The 15,485-nt window shown below is 39.4% G+C and carries 9 protein-coding genes; all 9 read left to right on the top strand.

Going from position 1 to position 15,485, the window contains the following annotated elements:
* Positions 1 to 27 precede the first annotated feature (27 nt).
* Positions 28 to 2,034 (top strand): NAD-dependent DNA ligase LigA, encoded by a 2,007-nt coding sequence (gene ligA, locus GNT69_RS20060; protein WP_203556768.1) that lies wholly within the window; start codon positions 28 to 30, stop codon positions 2,032 to 2,034.
* Positions 2,035 to 2,061: 27 nt separating this feature from the next.
* Positions 2,062 to 3,240 (top strand): CamS family sex pheromone protein, encoded by a 1,179-nt coding sequence (locus GNT69_RS20055; RefSeq protein ID WP_203556767.1) that lies wholly within the window; start codon positions 2,062 to 2,064, stop codon positions 3,238 to 3,240.
* A 317-nt stretch (positions 3,241 to 3,557) separates the two neighbouring features.
* Positions 3,558 to 7,007, top strand: coding sequence for a pyruvate carboxylase (pyc, locus tag GNT69_RS20050; protein ID WP_203556766.1), 3,450 nt, complete (start codon positions 3,558 to 3,560; stop codon positions 7,005 to 7,007).
* Positions 7,008 to 7,372: 365 nt separating this feature from the next.
* Positions 7,373 to 8,656 (top strand): isocitrate lyase, encoded by a 1,284-nt coding sequence (aceA, locus tag GNT69_RS20045; protein WP_203556765.1) that lies wholly within the window; start codon positions 7,373 to 7,375, stop codon positions 8,654 to 8,656.
* Between the two features lie 285 nt (positions 8,657 to 8,941).
* Positions 8,942 to 9,391: a YueI family protein gene (locus GNT69_RS20040; RefSeq protein WP_203556764.1), complete on the top strand. Its 450-nt coding sequence runs from the start codon at positions 8,942 to 8,944 to the stop codon at positions 9,389 to 9,391.
* Positions 9,392 to 9,610: 219 nt separating this feature from the next.
* Positions 9,611 to 9,901, top strand: a complete 291-nt coding sequence (gatC, locus tag GNT69_RS20035; RefSeq protein ID WP_203556763.1) for an Asp-tRNA(Asn)/Glu-tRNA(Gln) amidotransferase subunit GatC — start codon at positions 9,611 to 9,613, stop codon at positions 9,899 to 9,901.
* Positions 9,902 to 9,913: 12 nt separating this feature from the next.
* The gene (gatA, locus tag GNT69_RS20030) at positions 9,914 to 11,371 is read left to right on the top strand and encodes an Asp-tRNA(Asn)/Glu-tRNA(Gln) amidotransferase subunit GatA (protein ID WP_203556762.1); all 1,458 of its coding nucleotides are present in this window, start codon (positions 9,914 to 9,916) and stop codon (positions 11,369 to 11,371) included.
* A 13-nt stretch (positions 11,372 to 11,384) separates the two neighbouring features.
* Entirely contained in the window at positions 11,385 to 12,812 is a 1,428-nt protein-coding gene (gatB, locus tag GNT69_RS20025) for an Asp-tRNA(Asn)/Glu-tRNA(Gln) amidotransferase subunit GatB (protein ID WP_203556761.1), read from the top strand.
* A gap of 561 nt (positions 12,813 to 13,373) precedes the next feature.
* Entirely contained in the window at positions 13,374 to 15,290 is a 1,917-nt protein-coding gene (locus GNT69_RS20020) for a heavy metal translocating P-type ATPase (RefSeq protein WP_203556760.1), read from the top strand.
* Positions 15,291 to 15,485: the final 195 nt, after the last annotated feature.

Genomic DNA, 15,485 nt, shown 5'->3' with positions numbered 1-15,485 from the left:
TATAGAAGAAAGGAAAGGGCTGGATTTATGGATTTTCAAACAGCTGAAAAAAGAGTATTAGAGCTGCATCAGCTATTAAATAAATACGGGTATGAATACTATGTTCTTGATAACCCATCTGTTCCAGATGCAGAGTATGACCGTCTATTACAAGAGTTAACCGATCTTGAGAGTCAGTTTCCACTTTTGAGAACGGCAGATTCACCAACACATCGTGTTGGTGGAGCCGTTCTAGATATGTTTAACAAGGTGGAGCATTCTTCTCCGATGCTCAGCCTTGGAAATGCCTTTAACGAACAAGACTTGAGAGATTTCGACCGAAGGGTTCGTCAGGCGGTGGGTGAAGATGTCTCTTATGTTTGTGAGTTAAAAATAGATGGACTTGCTGTTTCACTTAAGTATGATCAGGGATTGTTTTCCCATGGAGCAACACGGGGTGATGGTTCAATTGGAGAGGATATTACCTCCAATTTACGCACGATTCGTTCGATTCCACTGCGTTTGCAAGAGTCTGTTTCTCTTGAGGTTCGTGGCGAAGCCTTTATGCCGAAGCGTTCGTTCGAAGCCTTAAACAAATCAAAGCTGGAAAAAGGAGAAGAGCCATTTGCAAATCCACGCAATGCGGCAGCCGGCTCTTTAAGACAGCTTGACCCGAAAATTGCTGCTTCAAGAAATCTCGATATCTTTCTCTATGCAATCGCAGATCCTGGAGACACCGGGGTTACTTCCCATAGTGAAGGTCTGGATTATCTGGAGAAATTGGGCTTTAAAACAAATCCAGAACGCCGTAAAGCTGCGAATATAGATGAAGCAATTGAATTCATCAATAGCTGGGTTGAAAGGCGTCCAAATTTACCATATGAAATCGATGGAATTGTGATTAAAGTAGATTCTTTAGAGCAACAACGTCAGCTTGGTACTACCGTGAAAAGTCCACGTTGGGCAATCGCTTTTAAATTTCCTGCAGAAGAGGTTGTCACAACGTTAAAAGCAATTGAACTTAATGTTGGGCGAACAGGTGTAATTACTCCTACTGCGATATTGGAACCTGTTCAAGTGGCGGGAACAACTGTTCAACGTGCATCCCTTCATAATGAAGATTTAATTAGAGAAAAGGATATTAAAATTGGTGACCAAGTAGTTATAAAAAAAGCAGGCGATATTATTCCAGAAGTCGTTAATGTTCTAGCAGACCGGCGTACTGGAGACGAAGTAGAGTTTTTCATGCCAACACAATGCCCTGAATGTGAAAGTGACCTTGTCCGCATTGAAGGAGAGGTCGCGCTTCGGTGTATTAATCCAAAATGTCCGGCACAAATAAGAGAAGGTCTCATTCATTTTGTTTCCCGTGGGGCAATGAATATTGACGGTTTAGGGGAAAAAGTTGTTTCCCAGCTGTTTGCAAACAAGTTAATAGTAGACGTTGCTGACTTATATAAATTGACAAAAGAACAGTTATTCGGTCTCGAACGAATGGGTGAAAAGTCTGTTAGTAATCTGTTAAATGCTATCGAGGTTTCAAAGCAAAACTCACTTGAGAAGCTATTGTTTGGGCTCGGTATTCGTCTTGTTGGTGCTAAAGCAGCTAAAACACTTGCTCAACAGTTTGGTTCGATGGAAGGTTTGATAGATGTGACTTTCGAAGAGTTAATTGCCATTAATGAAATTGGTGACAAAATGGCCGACTCAATCGTGACCTATTTTGAAAGTGATGAGGTACGAGAGTTAATAGCCGAGTTGAAAGCAGTAGGGGTAAACATGGATTATAAGGGCCCTCGACCAGTTGCTGTGGAAGAATCGAATTCCTTCTTCGCAGGGAAAACCGTTGTGTTAACTGGGAAGCTTGAACAAATGAGTCGGCCTGAAGCGAAAGAAAAAATAGAGTTACTTGGCGGGAATGTCGCTGGCAGCGTGAGCAAGAAAACAAATCTCGTTGTGGCTGGGGCTGATGCAGGGTCTAAATTGACAAAAGCAGAGAGTCTTGGTATTGAAGTATGGGATGAGGCTCGCTTGCTAGAAGAATTAAATAAATAGATTGGCCGAGAATGGGGGTAGGAATGCATGAAGAAAATGTTAACTGTAATTGCATCTGTGCTTCTACTTCTAACGGCATGTGCACCTAATTTTCAAAAAGAAGATCAGGTTGTCCAAGAAGAGGACGAACATGGAAATGAGAAAGCGATTATTCCTAAGTATAAAATATCTGATGAATATTATCGGACTTTCATGCCGTTCGAGCCGGGGGAAGCACGCGGATTAGTCGTGAATAATTTGAATACTAGATATGACATCTATGAATTTGAAACAGGGTTGATGAGAATTGCTCAAAATACCTTTGATACAAATCGATATGTATTTAAAGAAGGCCAATACCTTGACGGCCACACTGTTTCGTCTTGGCTTAACCGTAAATATACAGAAGCGCAGTTAAAGGATAGAAAATTAACGGAAGAGGAGAATATTGGGTTGAATCCGGCTGATCCTGGTACTGGTGATATTGACGCTCGTAACGCTGAAAATCCAATCTATTTATCCCATATTCTTGAACATAATTACCTTGAAGAAGTAGATGGTAAGGCTGGGACGTATAAATTGGGTGGCGTAGTTATTGGGCTTGCGCTTAATTCAATTCACTATTATCAAAAAGAGGCCTTCGGGGCAACGTTCGAGACAGAAATTAGTCATGAAACACTTGCTGACGAAGGAAAGAAAATCGCTCAAGAAATTGTTAGCCGATTAAGGCAGATGGATGAACTAGCGGATGTACCAATTGCCATTGCTTTGTTTGAACAGAAGAGTCGGTCTTCAATTGTTCCAGGGAACTTTATTGCCTATGCTGCTGCTTCAAGAGGGAGCAGTGAACTTAGTAGCTGGCAAAATGTGAAGGAAAAATATGTTCTTTTTCCATCGTCTGAAGCTCAAAATTCACATCGGGATGATTTGACTTGGTTTCAAAACTTTAAACAGGATGTCGAAGAGTACTTCCCGAACTTCAATGGAGTTGTTGGGAAAGGGTTTTATTTAGATGACCAGCTTCAAAAGTTAAGCATCAGTATCCCAATTCAATTTTATGGAAAGTCTGAAGCGATTGGGTTTACGCAATATGTAACAGGACTTGTTATGGAGCATTTTCCTTCCTATGTCGCCGTGGAAGTTAACGTTTCCTCTGTGTATGGACAGGAAGCCTTGATCGTTCGAAACCCAAACCAGAGTGAACCTTTTGTTCATGTCTATCAATAATCACCAAGAGCCTAGCTTTGGCTCTTCTTTTGTATATAAAAAACAGATTGAATCTGGTTTAATCATTCTCGTATTGAGAATAAAAATGGTTGTTTTAATAGGAAAAAATGAAAACTTTAAGAAGAAAACAGCTCAATCACTAATCTGAAAGTTAATAATATATTGAATGGTTGACCTCTGTAAAATATAATAGGAGTAATTATCTTTAAAAGGTCAACACAACCATAACAATGTTACGATTATTTTAAGTGACAATCTATGTCATACTAACGACATAACGATAGATTGATACCAATTATTTTGGAAGGCGGGATAAGATGAGTAACTCAATAAATCGAATAAACAAAGTGTTAGTCGCAAATAGAGGTGAAATTGCTATTCGTGTTTTCAGGGCTTGTACAGAGTTGCACATTCGCACGGTAGCGATTTATTCTCAGGAAGATTCTGGATCTCTCCACCGGTATAAGGCAGATGAAGCTTATCGCGTTGGTGAAGGAAAAAAGCCAATCGATGCCTATCTTGATATTGAAGATATTATCCGCGTCGCTAAACAGGCAGATGTCGATGCGATTCATCCGGGTTATGGTTTCCTGTCAGAAAATATTGAGTTTGCGAAAAGATGTGAAGAAGAAGGAATTATTTTCATCGGCCCTAAATCGGTACATCTCGATATGTTTGGCGATAAAGTAAAGGCGAGAACACAAGCGATGCTGGCTGATATTCCTGTTATTCCTGGTACAGACGGTCCAGTATCAAATTTGGACGAGGTCGTATCCTTTGGTGAACAACATGGTTTTCCAATCATCATCAAAGCTTCACTCGGTGGCGGAGGCCGCGGAATGCGAATTGTCAATCGAATGGAAGAGATAAAGGAAGCCTATGACCGTGCAAAGTCAGAAGCAAAAGCTGCTTTCGGAAACGATGAAGTATATGTTGAAAAGTTAGTTCAAAATCCAAAACATATTGAAGTTCAAATACTTGGTGACCACCAAGGAAATATCATTCATTTATATGAGCGCGATTGCTCTGTTCAACGTCGTCATCAAAAAGTAGTTGAAGTTGCACCTAGTGTATCCCTTTCGACCGAATTACGTGAAGCAATATGTGAAGCAGCAGTCAAATTAATGAAAAACGTCGATTACTTAAACGCAGGTACAGTAGAGTTTCTCGTATCTGGCGGTGAATTTTTCTTTATTGAAGTGAACCCGCGTGTGCAAGTTGAGCATACGATTACAGAGATGGTCACAGGTGTCGATATTGTTCAGTCCCAAATATTAATTGCCGAAGGTTATTCTTTACATGAAGAAAAAGTTGGGCTTCCGAAGCAGGAAGATATTTATGTTCATGGCTATGCCATTCAATCACGTGTAACAACTGAAGATCCGCTTAATGATTTTATGCCGGATACAGGAAAAATATCAGTATACCGATCTGGTGGTGGTTTTGGCGTGAGATTGGATGCAGGAAATGCATACCAAGGTTCTGTCATCACCCCGTTTTACGATTCCCTACTCGTAAAAGTGTCGACACATGCGTTGACATTTGAGCAAGCGGCGTCTAAGATGCTGCGAAACTTAAAGGAATTCCGTATTCGCGGAATAAAAACGAATATTCACTTCTTAGAAAATGTCATGCAACATGAGAACTTTATTAATGGTGATTATGATACATCCTTTATTGACAATACGCCGGGGTTATTTATCTTCCCAGTAAGAAAAGATCGCGGAACAAAAATGCTAAATTATATTGGAAACGTGACAATCAACGGTTTTCCGGGAATAGGCAATAAGCCAAAAACGACATTTGACCCGCTGTACATTCCTAATGTTGATTCAATTGAATGTGTCCCGTCTGGTACGAAACAAATTTTGGAAGAAGTAGGCGCAGTTGGTTTGTCAGAGTGGGTAAAATCCAGAAAAGAAGTATTATTAACGGACACGACCTTCCGTGATGCCCATCAGTCTTTGCTGGCTACTCGGGTACGAACGAATGATTTATCACAAATAGCTGAACCAACGGCCAAGCTGTTACCTAACCTTTTTTCACTTGAAATGTGGGGCGGAGCTACTTTTGATGTATCCTATCGATTCTTAAAGGAAGATCCATGGAAGAGACTTATCACTTTAAGAGAACAAGTTCCTAATGTGTTATTCCAAATGCTGCTGCGCGCCTCCAATGCAGTAGGATATAAAAACTACCCTGATAATGTCATTCGCGAATTTGTAAACAAATCTGCCGATGCTGGGATCGATGTATTCCGCATCTTTGACAGTTTAAACTGGATACAAGGAATGGAAGTAGCCATTGATGCTGTACGACAAACAGGAAAGGTTGCGGAAGCATCGATTTGTTATACAGGAGATATCGATGACCCGATTCGTACTAAATATAATATTCAGTATTATAAAGACATGGCAAAAGAATTAGAAAATCAAGGTGCACATCTTCTAGGTATTAAGGATATGGCTGGGTTGTTAAAACCGGAAGCAGCTTATCGCTTGATTTCAGAATTGAAGGACACTGTTTCAATTCCGATCCACCTTCATACCCATGATACAAGTGGCAATGGAGTCTACACCTACGCAAAGGCCATTGAGGCTGGCGTTGATATCGTTGATGTCGCTGTCAGTGCCATGTCTGGTTTAACCTCGCAGCCAAGTGCAAATACTCTTTGTTATGCTCTTAAAGGGACTGAAAGGGAACCATCTGTGGAAATAGAGTCGTTCGAAGAAGTATCGAAGTATTGGGAAGGTGTACGGAAATACTATCAAGACTTTGAAAGCGGAATGAACGCACCACACACAGAAATATATAAGCATGAAATGCCTGGAGGTCAGTATAGCAATCTTCAACAACAAGCGAAAGCGGTAGGCCTTGGCGAGCGCTGGGAAGAAGTAAAAGATATGTATCGTCGTGTGAATTTAATGTTCGGCGATATTGTTAAAGTGACACCATCATCCAAAGTGGTTGGCGATATGGCTTTATTTATGGTGCAAAATGATTTATCAGAGGAAGATGTCCTTGAAAAAGGAGATAAAATTGATTTCCCTGATTCAGTAATTGAAATGTTTGAAGGTTATCTAGGTCAACCATCTGGAGGCTTCCCAGAAGAGTTGCAAAAAGTGATTTTAAAAGGAAAAGAACCAATCACTGTTCGTCCAGGTGAATTGATGGAGGATGTGGATTTCACAGCGCTTCGTGATGAACTTTATAAAGATCTTGGTCGTCAAGTTACTTCACATGAAGTCGTTGCTTATGCTTTATATCCAAAAGTCTTCCTTGACTATATTAGAACGTATGAGCAATTTGGGGATATTTCTATGCTTGATACACCTACATTCTTATATGGAATGAAACTAGGGGAAGAAATCGAGGTTGAAATTGAAACAGGGAAAACGTTGATTGTTAAGCTCATTTCAGTTGGTGAGCCTCAGGCAGATGGGAACCGAGTTGTTTATTTTGAACTAAATGGTCAGCAGCGTGAAGTGATTATTAAGGATGAAAGCATCAAATCAACCGTTGCTGCGAAAATAAAAGCAGATCAGAAAAATGAAAGTCATTTAGCAGCAACGATGCCAGGAACGGTTATAAAAGTTCTTGTTGAAAAAGGGGAGAAAGTTACCCAAGGGGATCATTTAATCATTACAGAAGCCATGAAAATGGAAACGACGATTCAAGCCCCGTTCACAGGTATTGTAAAGGAAATTGTCGTCCAAAATGGAGCTTCAATCGAACCAGGCGATTTATTAATTGAATTAGAAAAGTAAGTGAAGGAAACAAATAATCAATAGAAAAAACGTGCAGGATTCCTGCACGTTTTTATTGATTTGTACATCGCTTTTTAAATTGATTTACTTCATCGTGAGAGTTCAAGGATATATTTTCGTAGATGTTAAACATCAAGTCTAGTCATATCGTATGTATTTTTTTCCTGTGAGCAAATTATTGTCGAAAAAATATTCAAAAAATTTAGTAAAAACAGTTGCAATATATTCTCTCTGTTATATAATACAATTATCAACTTAGTCAACTGTATTACAACAACCGGTGCAAGCTATAAAAGTATCTTCTCATCAAGGGGATTTGCTTTTGAAAATTTTACTAGACTTATATATTGTTAGGAGGAATTTAAATGACAGATGCAAGAGTAAAGCAATTACAAGAAAACTGGGAAATGGATTCGCGTTGGAAGGGAATTGAAAGACCTTATACAGCAGAAGAAGTCATCAAACTACGTGGCTCTATTGACATTGAATATACACTCGCACGCCGGGGTGCAGAAAAGCTATGGAAACTTGTCAATAAAGAAGACTTTATTAACGCCTTAGGAGCGTTAACTGGAAACCAGGCTGTTCAACAAGTTAGAGCAGGACTAAAGGCAATTTACTTAAGTGGTTGGCAAGTGGCTGCCGACGCGAACCTTTCGGGTCAAATGTACCCTGACCAAAGCTTGTATCCAGCAAACAGCGTTCCATCTGTTGTAAAACGAATTAATCAGGCGCTGCAACGCGCAGACCAAATCACCCATTCAGAAGGGGACGATTCGATTGACTGGTTTGCTCCAATCGTTGCCGATGCAGAAGCAGGGTTTGGCGGACAGTTAAACGTGTTTGAATTAATGAAGGGCATGATTGAAGCAGGAGCCGCAGGGGTTCATTTTGAAGACCAGCTTTCTTCTGAAAAGAAATGTGGGCATCTTGGCGGAAAAGTATTGCTTCCAACTCAAACAGCTGTACGAAACCTAATTGCAGCAAGACTTGCTGCTGATGTCATGGGAACTCCGACACTAGTTGTTGCTCGTACAGATGCCAATGCGGCTGATTTAATTACGAGTGATGTGGATCCGTACGATGAACCATTCATCACTGGGGAGCGTACTCCAGAAGGATTCTTCCGGACAAACGCAGGTCTTGATCAAGCGATTTCCCGCGGGTTAGCATATGCTCCATATGCAGATATGATTTGGTGTGAAACTTCTGAACCTAATCTTGAAGAAGCACGTCGCTTTGCTGAGGCGATTCATGAAAAATTCCCTGGGAAGCTTCTTGCTTATAACTGTTCACCTTCATTTAACTGGAAGAAGAAATTAGATGACGAGACAATTGAGAAGTTCCAAAGAGAACTTGGGAAAATGGGTTATAAGTTCCAGTTCGTAACACTTGCTGGTTTCCACGCACTAAATCACGGTATGTTCGAACTAGCTCGTGGTTACAAAGACCATGGTATGGCTGCATACTCAAAACTTCAGGAAGCTGAGTTTGATAGCGAAAAACACGGTTATACGGCTACAAGACATCAGCGTGAAGTCGGAACTGGATATTTTGATCAAGTTGCACTCACAATCACTGGTGGTACATCATCAACGACTGCACTTAAAGGGTCAACGGAAGAAGAGCAGTTCACAACTTCAAAATAAATTGAGTATTATTTGTTAAGGTTATTTCGTTTGAAGCTTGTTTTGTTATTCATTTTTTACTGGTTGTAATTTTTTTACCTTATAAATCTCCTATTTGAACCTTCTCTCGTCCTGAGAGAAGGTTTTTTTTGCATTATTAGGTGTGTTATTTGTTATTTGTGGTTAAATATAGGTAGGATTATAGGGTGAATAACATAGGATGTTAAAGAGAAGCAAATACTGTGAGAGTATATTTAATTTTGGCATGTAATCATTGTTAAAAGAAGGTTTATTGGGGGTGACTAAATGGTGAAGGAAAATATTGAGGAATATTTACAACAAGGAATTCATGGAGCTAAGGAAATTAAGCCAGATGAAAGGCGACGCTTTTTAGGATCATTAAGAGAAAGGGTTGTTGTAGCACTTACGAAGGCGCAAGTTAGACAGGATACAATTGAACTAGAATTCAAACGAATCTTGGAGGAAAACAAAGAAGCGAAACTTTATTTAAACGGAAATATGAATTACCCTGCTTTATCAAAATACATTCAACTTGCGGAAGAGAAGTCGGTTGGTTATAAGATTGTTACGAATAAGGAGCATGACTCAGAATATGGACTCGTCTTAGCTTATGATTATGCGATTGATAAGGAGGACATTACACTTGCGAAAGCGAAAAAAAATTTCCCGATTAAAACGTCAACAGGGGGAAAAGGTTTCGGCTCGTTTGTAAAGACGCTCTTTCGTAAAAGGTGATCACCCAAATTATTCTCGGTCATTTTTTTATTAAGAGGCCGAGAGTTTTTTATTTAAAACAGAAGAGCACTCCCCTGTGTTCACCAATTGTTATTATTTTAACCAATCGAACTTGATAAAATCGTTTTATCTTGCTGAGTATATTGCTTTAGAGTGAGAAAGTTTGCTATTATCAATATTATTGCCTATGTTGTGTATTTTTCAAGGAGGTGGCTTTTTATGTCAAGAATATCGGCAGAACAAGTTAAACATGTTGCCCATTTGGCAAGGCTGGCAATTACTGAGGAAGAAGTCAATAAGTTTACTCAGCAACTGGATAAAATTATTACGTATGCAGAACAGTTAAATGAACTAGATACTGAAAATATCGAGCCAACTTCACATGTCCTCGAAATAAAGAATGTCATGCGTGAAGATGTTGCGAAGCCAGGACTAGAGATTGACCAAGTGTTGAAAAATGCTCCTGATCATCAGGACAGACAAATCAAAGTACCACCGATTATTGAGTAAGGAGGAGGAGTTATGAGCTTATTCGATCATAAAGTTTCAGACCTTCAAGAGCTTTTACATAAAAAAGAAATAACGGTCTCTGACTTAGTTGATACATCGTTTAAACGAATCAATGAAGTGGAGGACAAGGTCCAAGCTTTCTTAACGTTAGATGAAGAACGGGCACGTGCGAAAGCGAAAGAATTAGATGAAAAAGTAGGGCAAGCAGACGAAAAAGCGATGCTTTTCGGCATGCCAATCGGTATTAAAGATAATATCGTTACAAAAGATTTAAGGACATCCTGCGCTAGTAAAATTCTTGAAAACTTTAATCCTATTTATGATGCGACTGTAATGGAGAAATTGCATAATGCAAGGACGGTTACAATCGGAAAATTAAATATGGACGAGTTTGCGATGGGTTCATCAACGGAGAATTCAGGATATAAAGATACAAAAAATCCTTGGAATTTAGATGCAGTACCAGGAGGATCATCAGGTGGTTCAGCTGCATCTGTGGCTGCAGGAGAAGTGTTATTTTCACTTGGTTCTGATACAGGAGGATCAATCCGTCAGCCTGCCTCTTTCTGTGGCGTGGTTGGTATGAAACCGACATACGGCCTCGTTTCCCGTTATGGCTTAGTGGCATTCGCATCTTCGCTTGATCAAATTGGGCCAGTTACAAGGACGGTTGAAGATAATGCCTTCCTTTTACAAACAATCGCGGGTTACGATGCAATGGATTCAACTTCTGCAAATATAAATATACCGAACTATGTAAATGCCTTAACTGGAGATATTAAAGGAATGAGAATTGCTGTTCCAAAGGAATACATAGGTGAAGGTGTGAGTGAAGAAGTAAAAAAATCTGTTTTTGAAGCCTTAAAGGTACTTGAGAAACAAGGGGCAGTATGGGAAGAAGTCTCGTTGCCACATTCGAAGTATGCTTTGGCTACATATTATTTACTTTCTTCTTCTGAAGCATCAGCAAATCTATCCCGGTTTGATGGTGTTCGCTACGGTTACCGTACACCAGATGCTGAAAATCTAATGGATATGTACAAAAAAACCCGTGCGGAAGGTTTTGGGGAAGAGGTTAAACGCCGGATAATGCTAGGAACATTTGCTTTAAGTTCTGGTTATTATGATGCTTATTATAAAAAAGCACAAAAGGTCCGTACACTTATCAAGAAGGATTTTGATGATGTTTTCAAAAATTATGATGTCATCATTGGACCAACTACACCTACACCAGCGTTTAAGATTGGTGAAAACTTGGCTGACCCTATGACGATGTACGTCAATGACATTTTAACGATTCCAGTAAACTTAGCAGGCGTACCTGGAATTTCGGTTCCTTGTGGATTCGAAAAGGGACTGCCATTAGGTTTGCAGATTATTGGTAACCATTTTGATGAAAGCTCTGTCTATCGAGTCGCGCACGCCTTCGAACAGGCAACAGAGTTCCATAAACAGAAACCACAATTGTAAGGGGTGAGAAACAATGGAATTTGAAACGGTCATTGGACTTGAAGTCCATGTTGAATTAAAAACAGAATCAAAGATATTTTCAAGCAGCCCAAACCACTTTGGTGCTGAACCGAATGCAAATACAACCGTCATTGACCTTGGTTACCCTGGGGTTCTGCCAGTTGTTAACAAAACAGCCGTCGATTATGCAATAAAAGCGTGTATTGCATTAAATTGTGAAGTAGCGTCAGAAACAAAATTTGATCGAAAGAATTATTTTTATCCTGATAACCCTAAGGCATATCAGATTTCTCAATTTGATAAACCAATTGGCGAGCACGGCTGGGTGGAAATTGAAGTTAATGGCGAAAAGAAGAAAATTGGGATTACGAGAATCCATATGGAAGAAGATGCCGGGAAATTAACACATGGAAGAGGATATTCCTTAGTTGATTACAATCGTCAAGGAACACCGCTTGTTGAAATTGTTTCCGAGCCGGATATTCGCTCTCCTGAGGAAGCATATGCTTTTTTAGAAAAGTTAAAGTCAATTGTCCAATATACGGGTGTTTCGGATTGTAAGATGGAAGAAGGTTCTTTACGATGTGATGCAAACATTTCCCTTCGTCCTGTTGGCCAGAAAGAGTTTGGCACGAAAACGGAGTTGAAAAATCTCAATTCCTTTAACTTCGTCCGTAAAGGATTAGAGTATGAGGTGGAGCGTCAAGCGGAAGTCCTTCAGGCAGGTGGGGAAATCCAGCAGGAAACACGTCGTTTTGATGAAGCTACCGGTGCGACTCTGTTAATGCGTGTGAAAGAGGGTTCAGAGGATTATCGTTATTTCCCAGAGCCAGATCTTCCTGATTTATTTATTGACGAAGAATGGAAAGCAAGAATTCGTGCAGAAATCCCTGAATTGCCAGATGCTCGTAAAAAACGGTATATCGAAGAGCTTGGACTGCCTGCATATGATGCAAACGTCCTTACGATGACAAAGGAAATGTCCGATTTCTTTGAAGCAGTAGTAACGGCAGGAGCTGATGCGAAGCAGGCCTCAAACTGGGTGATGGGGGATGTCTCTGGTTACTTGAATGCAGAGGGAAAAGAACTTCATGACATTTCGTTAACACCTGAAGGTTTGGCTGGGATGATTAAACTGATCGCTAATGGGACGATTTCTTCCAAAATTGCCAAGACCGTCTTTAAAGAGTTGGTTGAAAACGGTGGAGATGCCGAGGAAATCGTAAAAGAAAAAGGCCTCGTGCAGATTTCTGATGAAGGAGCATTGACTAAAATCATCAATGAAATTATCGATGCTAATCCAAAACCATTAGCTGATTATCAAGGTGGAAATGAAAAGTCAAAAGGCTTCTTTGTTGGTCAAATTATGAAAGCAACGAAAGGACAAGCTAATCCACCTCTCGTTAATAAGCTTCTTGTAGAAGAATTGAATAGAAGATAAAAAAAGCCGGTAATTTTCACTTGAGTTTCCGTTTCAAGTGATAAATTGAATGTTATTTTGTTTGTTTAACTAATATTACAAAGAGCATATTTCTATTAAAACAAAAAGGTTGGGATTTTCTTTTGATCCCAACCTTTTTTGTGTGCAAATAAATTTCAAAAACACCTTACTTTCGCTTTTCCTCGACAAAAAATTTCCCGGGAAACGGAAAAATGGGGGGGATTCGACAGCATGAACAACTGGTAAAAAATCCATTACTAAAAAAACTTCTAAATAACGTCAATCTCCTATCCCCATACATATGATAAACACACAAATATGATTAACTAACGATAAGTATATATTTATCAATCTAATTGAGAATGAGAATTATTAACAATAATCATTACAAAATTAAAATTATTATTATTTATTTTCCCAATAGATTATGATACTATGATAATACAAGATTTTGAACTTTTATTACTAAATTAAAGTAGAAAACAAATGATTTTCATTTTCAATTAATCGAATTGCAAATGAGAATATATATTTTGAGAATGAATCTGAGGAGGGATAATCATGTTAGCTGAGACAAAATCGATCAATCAGCCTGAAAAGATGAAAGTAACTAAAATTGATAAAATAACCCCACATTTTGAATTGATTGCAGCTTTATTTAGTGGAGTGTTAATTGCGCTTGGCTGGTTTTTAATGAACAATGAACGAGCAACAGCGGCGGTTATTGTATATATTACAGCTTATATTATTGGAGGATTTGCAAAGGCAAAAGAGGGCATCGAAGATACGATTGCCAAAAAAGAATTAAATGTTGAAATCCTGATGATATTAGCAGCAATTGGAGCAGCTATCATCGGTTATTGGGCAGAAGGAGCTATTTTAATTTTTATCTTTGCACTTAGTGGCGCGCTTGAAACATATACGATGAATAAAAGTCATAAAGAAATATCAGCATTAATGGATCTTCAGCCGGAGGAAGCGTTGCGTGTAACAAAAGGAATCGAAGAAATTGTTCCTGTTTCTCAACTGATGGTCGGTGATTTAATTTTAATTAAACCAGGTGAGCGGGTCCCTGCAGATGGAAAAATCATTGAAGGACAAACAAACCTAGATGAAGCCGCGATTACTGGGGAATCCATTCCGGTAAGTAAATCTTTAAATGACGAGATATTCGCTGGTACCGTAAATTTAAGAGGAAGTATTACGGTTGAAATAACGAAGCCGACGAGTGAGACGCTTTTTCAGAAAATCATTAATCTTGTTCAAACAGCACAAAGCGAAAAATCACCTTCACAGCAATTTATTGAGCGTTTTGAAGGAAAATATGTCAAAACAGTTTTAATTATTGTTGCCCTGATGATGGTTATTCCTCATTATGCGCTTGGCTGGACGTGGACTGAGACGTTTTATCGGGCCATGATCTTGCTCGTTGTTGCCTCTCCTTGTGCGCTAGTTGCCTCTATTATGCCGGCAACATTATCGGCGATTTCCAATGGAGCACGTCATGGAATCCTCTTCAAGGGCGGGATTCATCTCGAAAACCTTGGGAATTTAAAGGCGATTGCTTTTGATAAAACAGGAACATTAACGAAAGGTAAACCAGAAGTGACAGATGTTCATGTCCGGGAGGATCTAAACAGGGATGATCTTTTGAGTCATGTCGCCTCAATTGAAAAGTATTCAAACCATCCACTTGCATCAGCAATTGTTCGTTTTGTTTCTCCTGATGGAAAGGGCCTGATTAAACCTGAGAATATGGAGGACATTGCAGGGTTTGGTGTTCAAGCTAGCATCAATGATATCGAGTGGAAAGTTGGTAAAGCAGATTTTGTCGGCCGAGAAGCAGCTGGAAAATTCCAAAATGGGATTGCTTTACGTTTAGCAGAACAAGGGAAAACGGTTGTTTTTGCAAAAGATGAAAAAGGGATTGCTGCCGTGTTAGCACTGAAGGATATTGTTCGTGAAGAAACAATTAAGGCAATCAACGAATTGAAAGCACAAGGAATTCATACAATCATGCTCACTGGTGATAGTGATAAAACAGCAAAAGCTATTGCTGCGGAAAGCAGCATTGATACCTATTATGCTGAATGTCTCCCGGAAACAAAAGTAGATGAAATGAAGAAGTTAAAAGAACAGTTTGGGACCGTTGCAATGGTTGGCGATGGGATTAATGATGCACCTGCATTAGCAACAGCTTCTGTCGGCTTTGCGATGGGGGAAGGAACGGATGTCGCATTAGAAACGGCAGATGTTGTATTAATGAAAAATGATTTACCAAGAATTGCCGAGGCGGTTAAACTATCCCGGAAAATGAATCGGATCATTAAACAAAACGTCGTTTTTTCGATTAGTGTCATCATGGTATTAATTGCGTCCAACTTTATGCAAGTTCTTGATTTGCCGCTTGGTGTGCTTGGCCACGAGGGCAGCACGATCTTGGTTATCCTGAATGGCTTAAGATTATTAAAATCATAAAAATCCATTAGAAAAAACGGTAGAAACTTCTGCCGTTTTTTCTTCTAAAATCTCCAATTACTTGGAGAAGAAGACTGAGTAACGCTGTTTTATCAAGGGGAAATTAATCAAACGTTTGATTAATGGTGAAGTTTATTCAGTGAAGAAAGATAAGGTTTTTTTTACCAGCGGGTGACTTGTAAATTGCTAACTTGT

It is taken from the genome of Bacillus sp. B15-48, from assembly GCF_016879755.1.
GTDB lineage: Bacteria > Bacillota > Bacilli > Bacillales > Cytobacillaceae > Mesobacillus_B.
This window is presented reverse-complemented; position numbering and strand designations above follow the sequence as displayed.

Coding starts and splice junctions, on each gene's coding strand:
- GNT69_RS20040 (WP_203556764.1), top strand. CDS start 8,942: ATGGTGAAGGAAAATATTGAGGAATATTTACAACAAGGAATTCATGGA.
- gatB (WP_203556761.1), top strand. CDS start 11,385: ATGGAATTTGAAACGGTCATTGGACTTGAAGTCCATGTTGAATTAAAA.
- ligA (WP_203556768.1), top strand. CDS start 28: ATGGATTTTCAAACAGCTGAAAAAAGAGTATTAGAGCTGCATCAGCTA.
- GNT69_RS20020 (WP_203556760.1), top strand. CDS start 13,374: ATGTTAGCTGAGACAAAATCGATCAATCAGCCTGAAAAGATGAAAGTA.
- pyc (WP_203556766.1), top strand. CDS start 3,558: ATGAGTAACTCAATAAATCGAATAAACAAAGTGTTAGTCGCAAATAGA.
- aceA (WP_203556765.1), top strand. CDS start 7,373: ATGACAGATGCAAGAGTAAAGCAATTACAAGAAAACTGGGAAATGGAT.
- GNT69_RS20055 (WP_203556767.1), top strand. CDS start 2,062: ATGAAGAAAATGTTAACTGTAATTGCATCTGTGCTTCTACTTCTAACG.
- gatC (WP_203556763.1), top strand. CDS start 9,611: ATGTCAAGAATATCGGCAGAACAAGTTAAACATGTTGCCCATTTGGCA.
- gatA (WP_203556762.1), top strand. CDS start 9,914: ATGAGCTTATTCGATCATAAAGTTTCAGACCTTCAAGAGCTTTTACAT.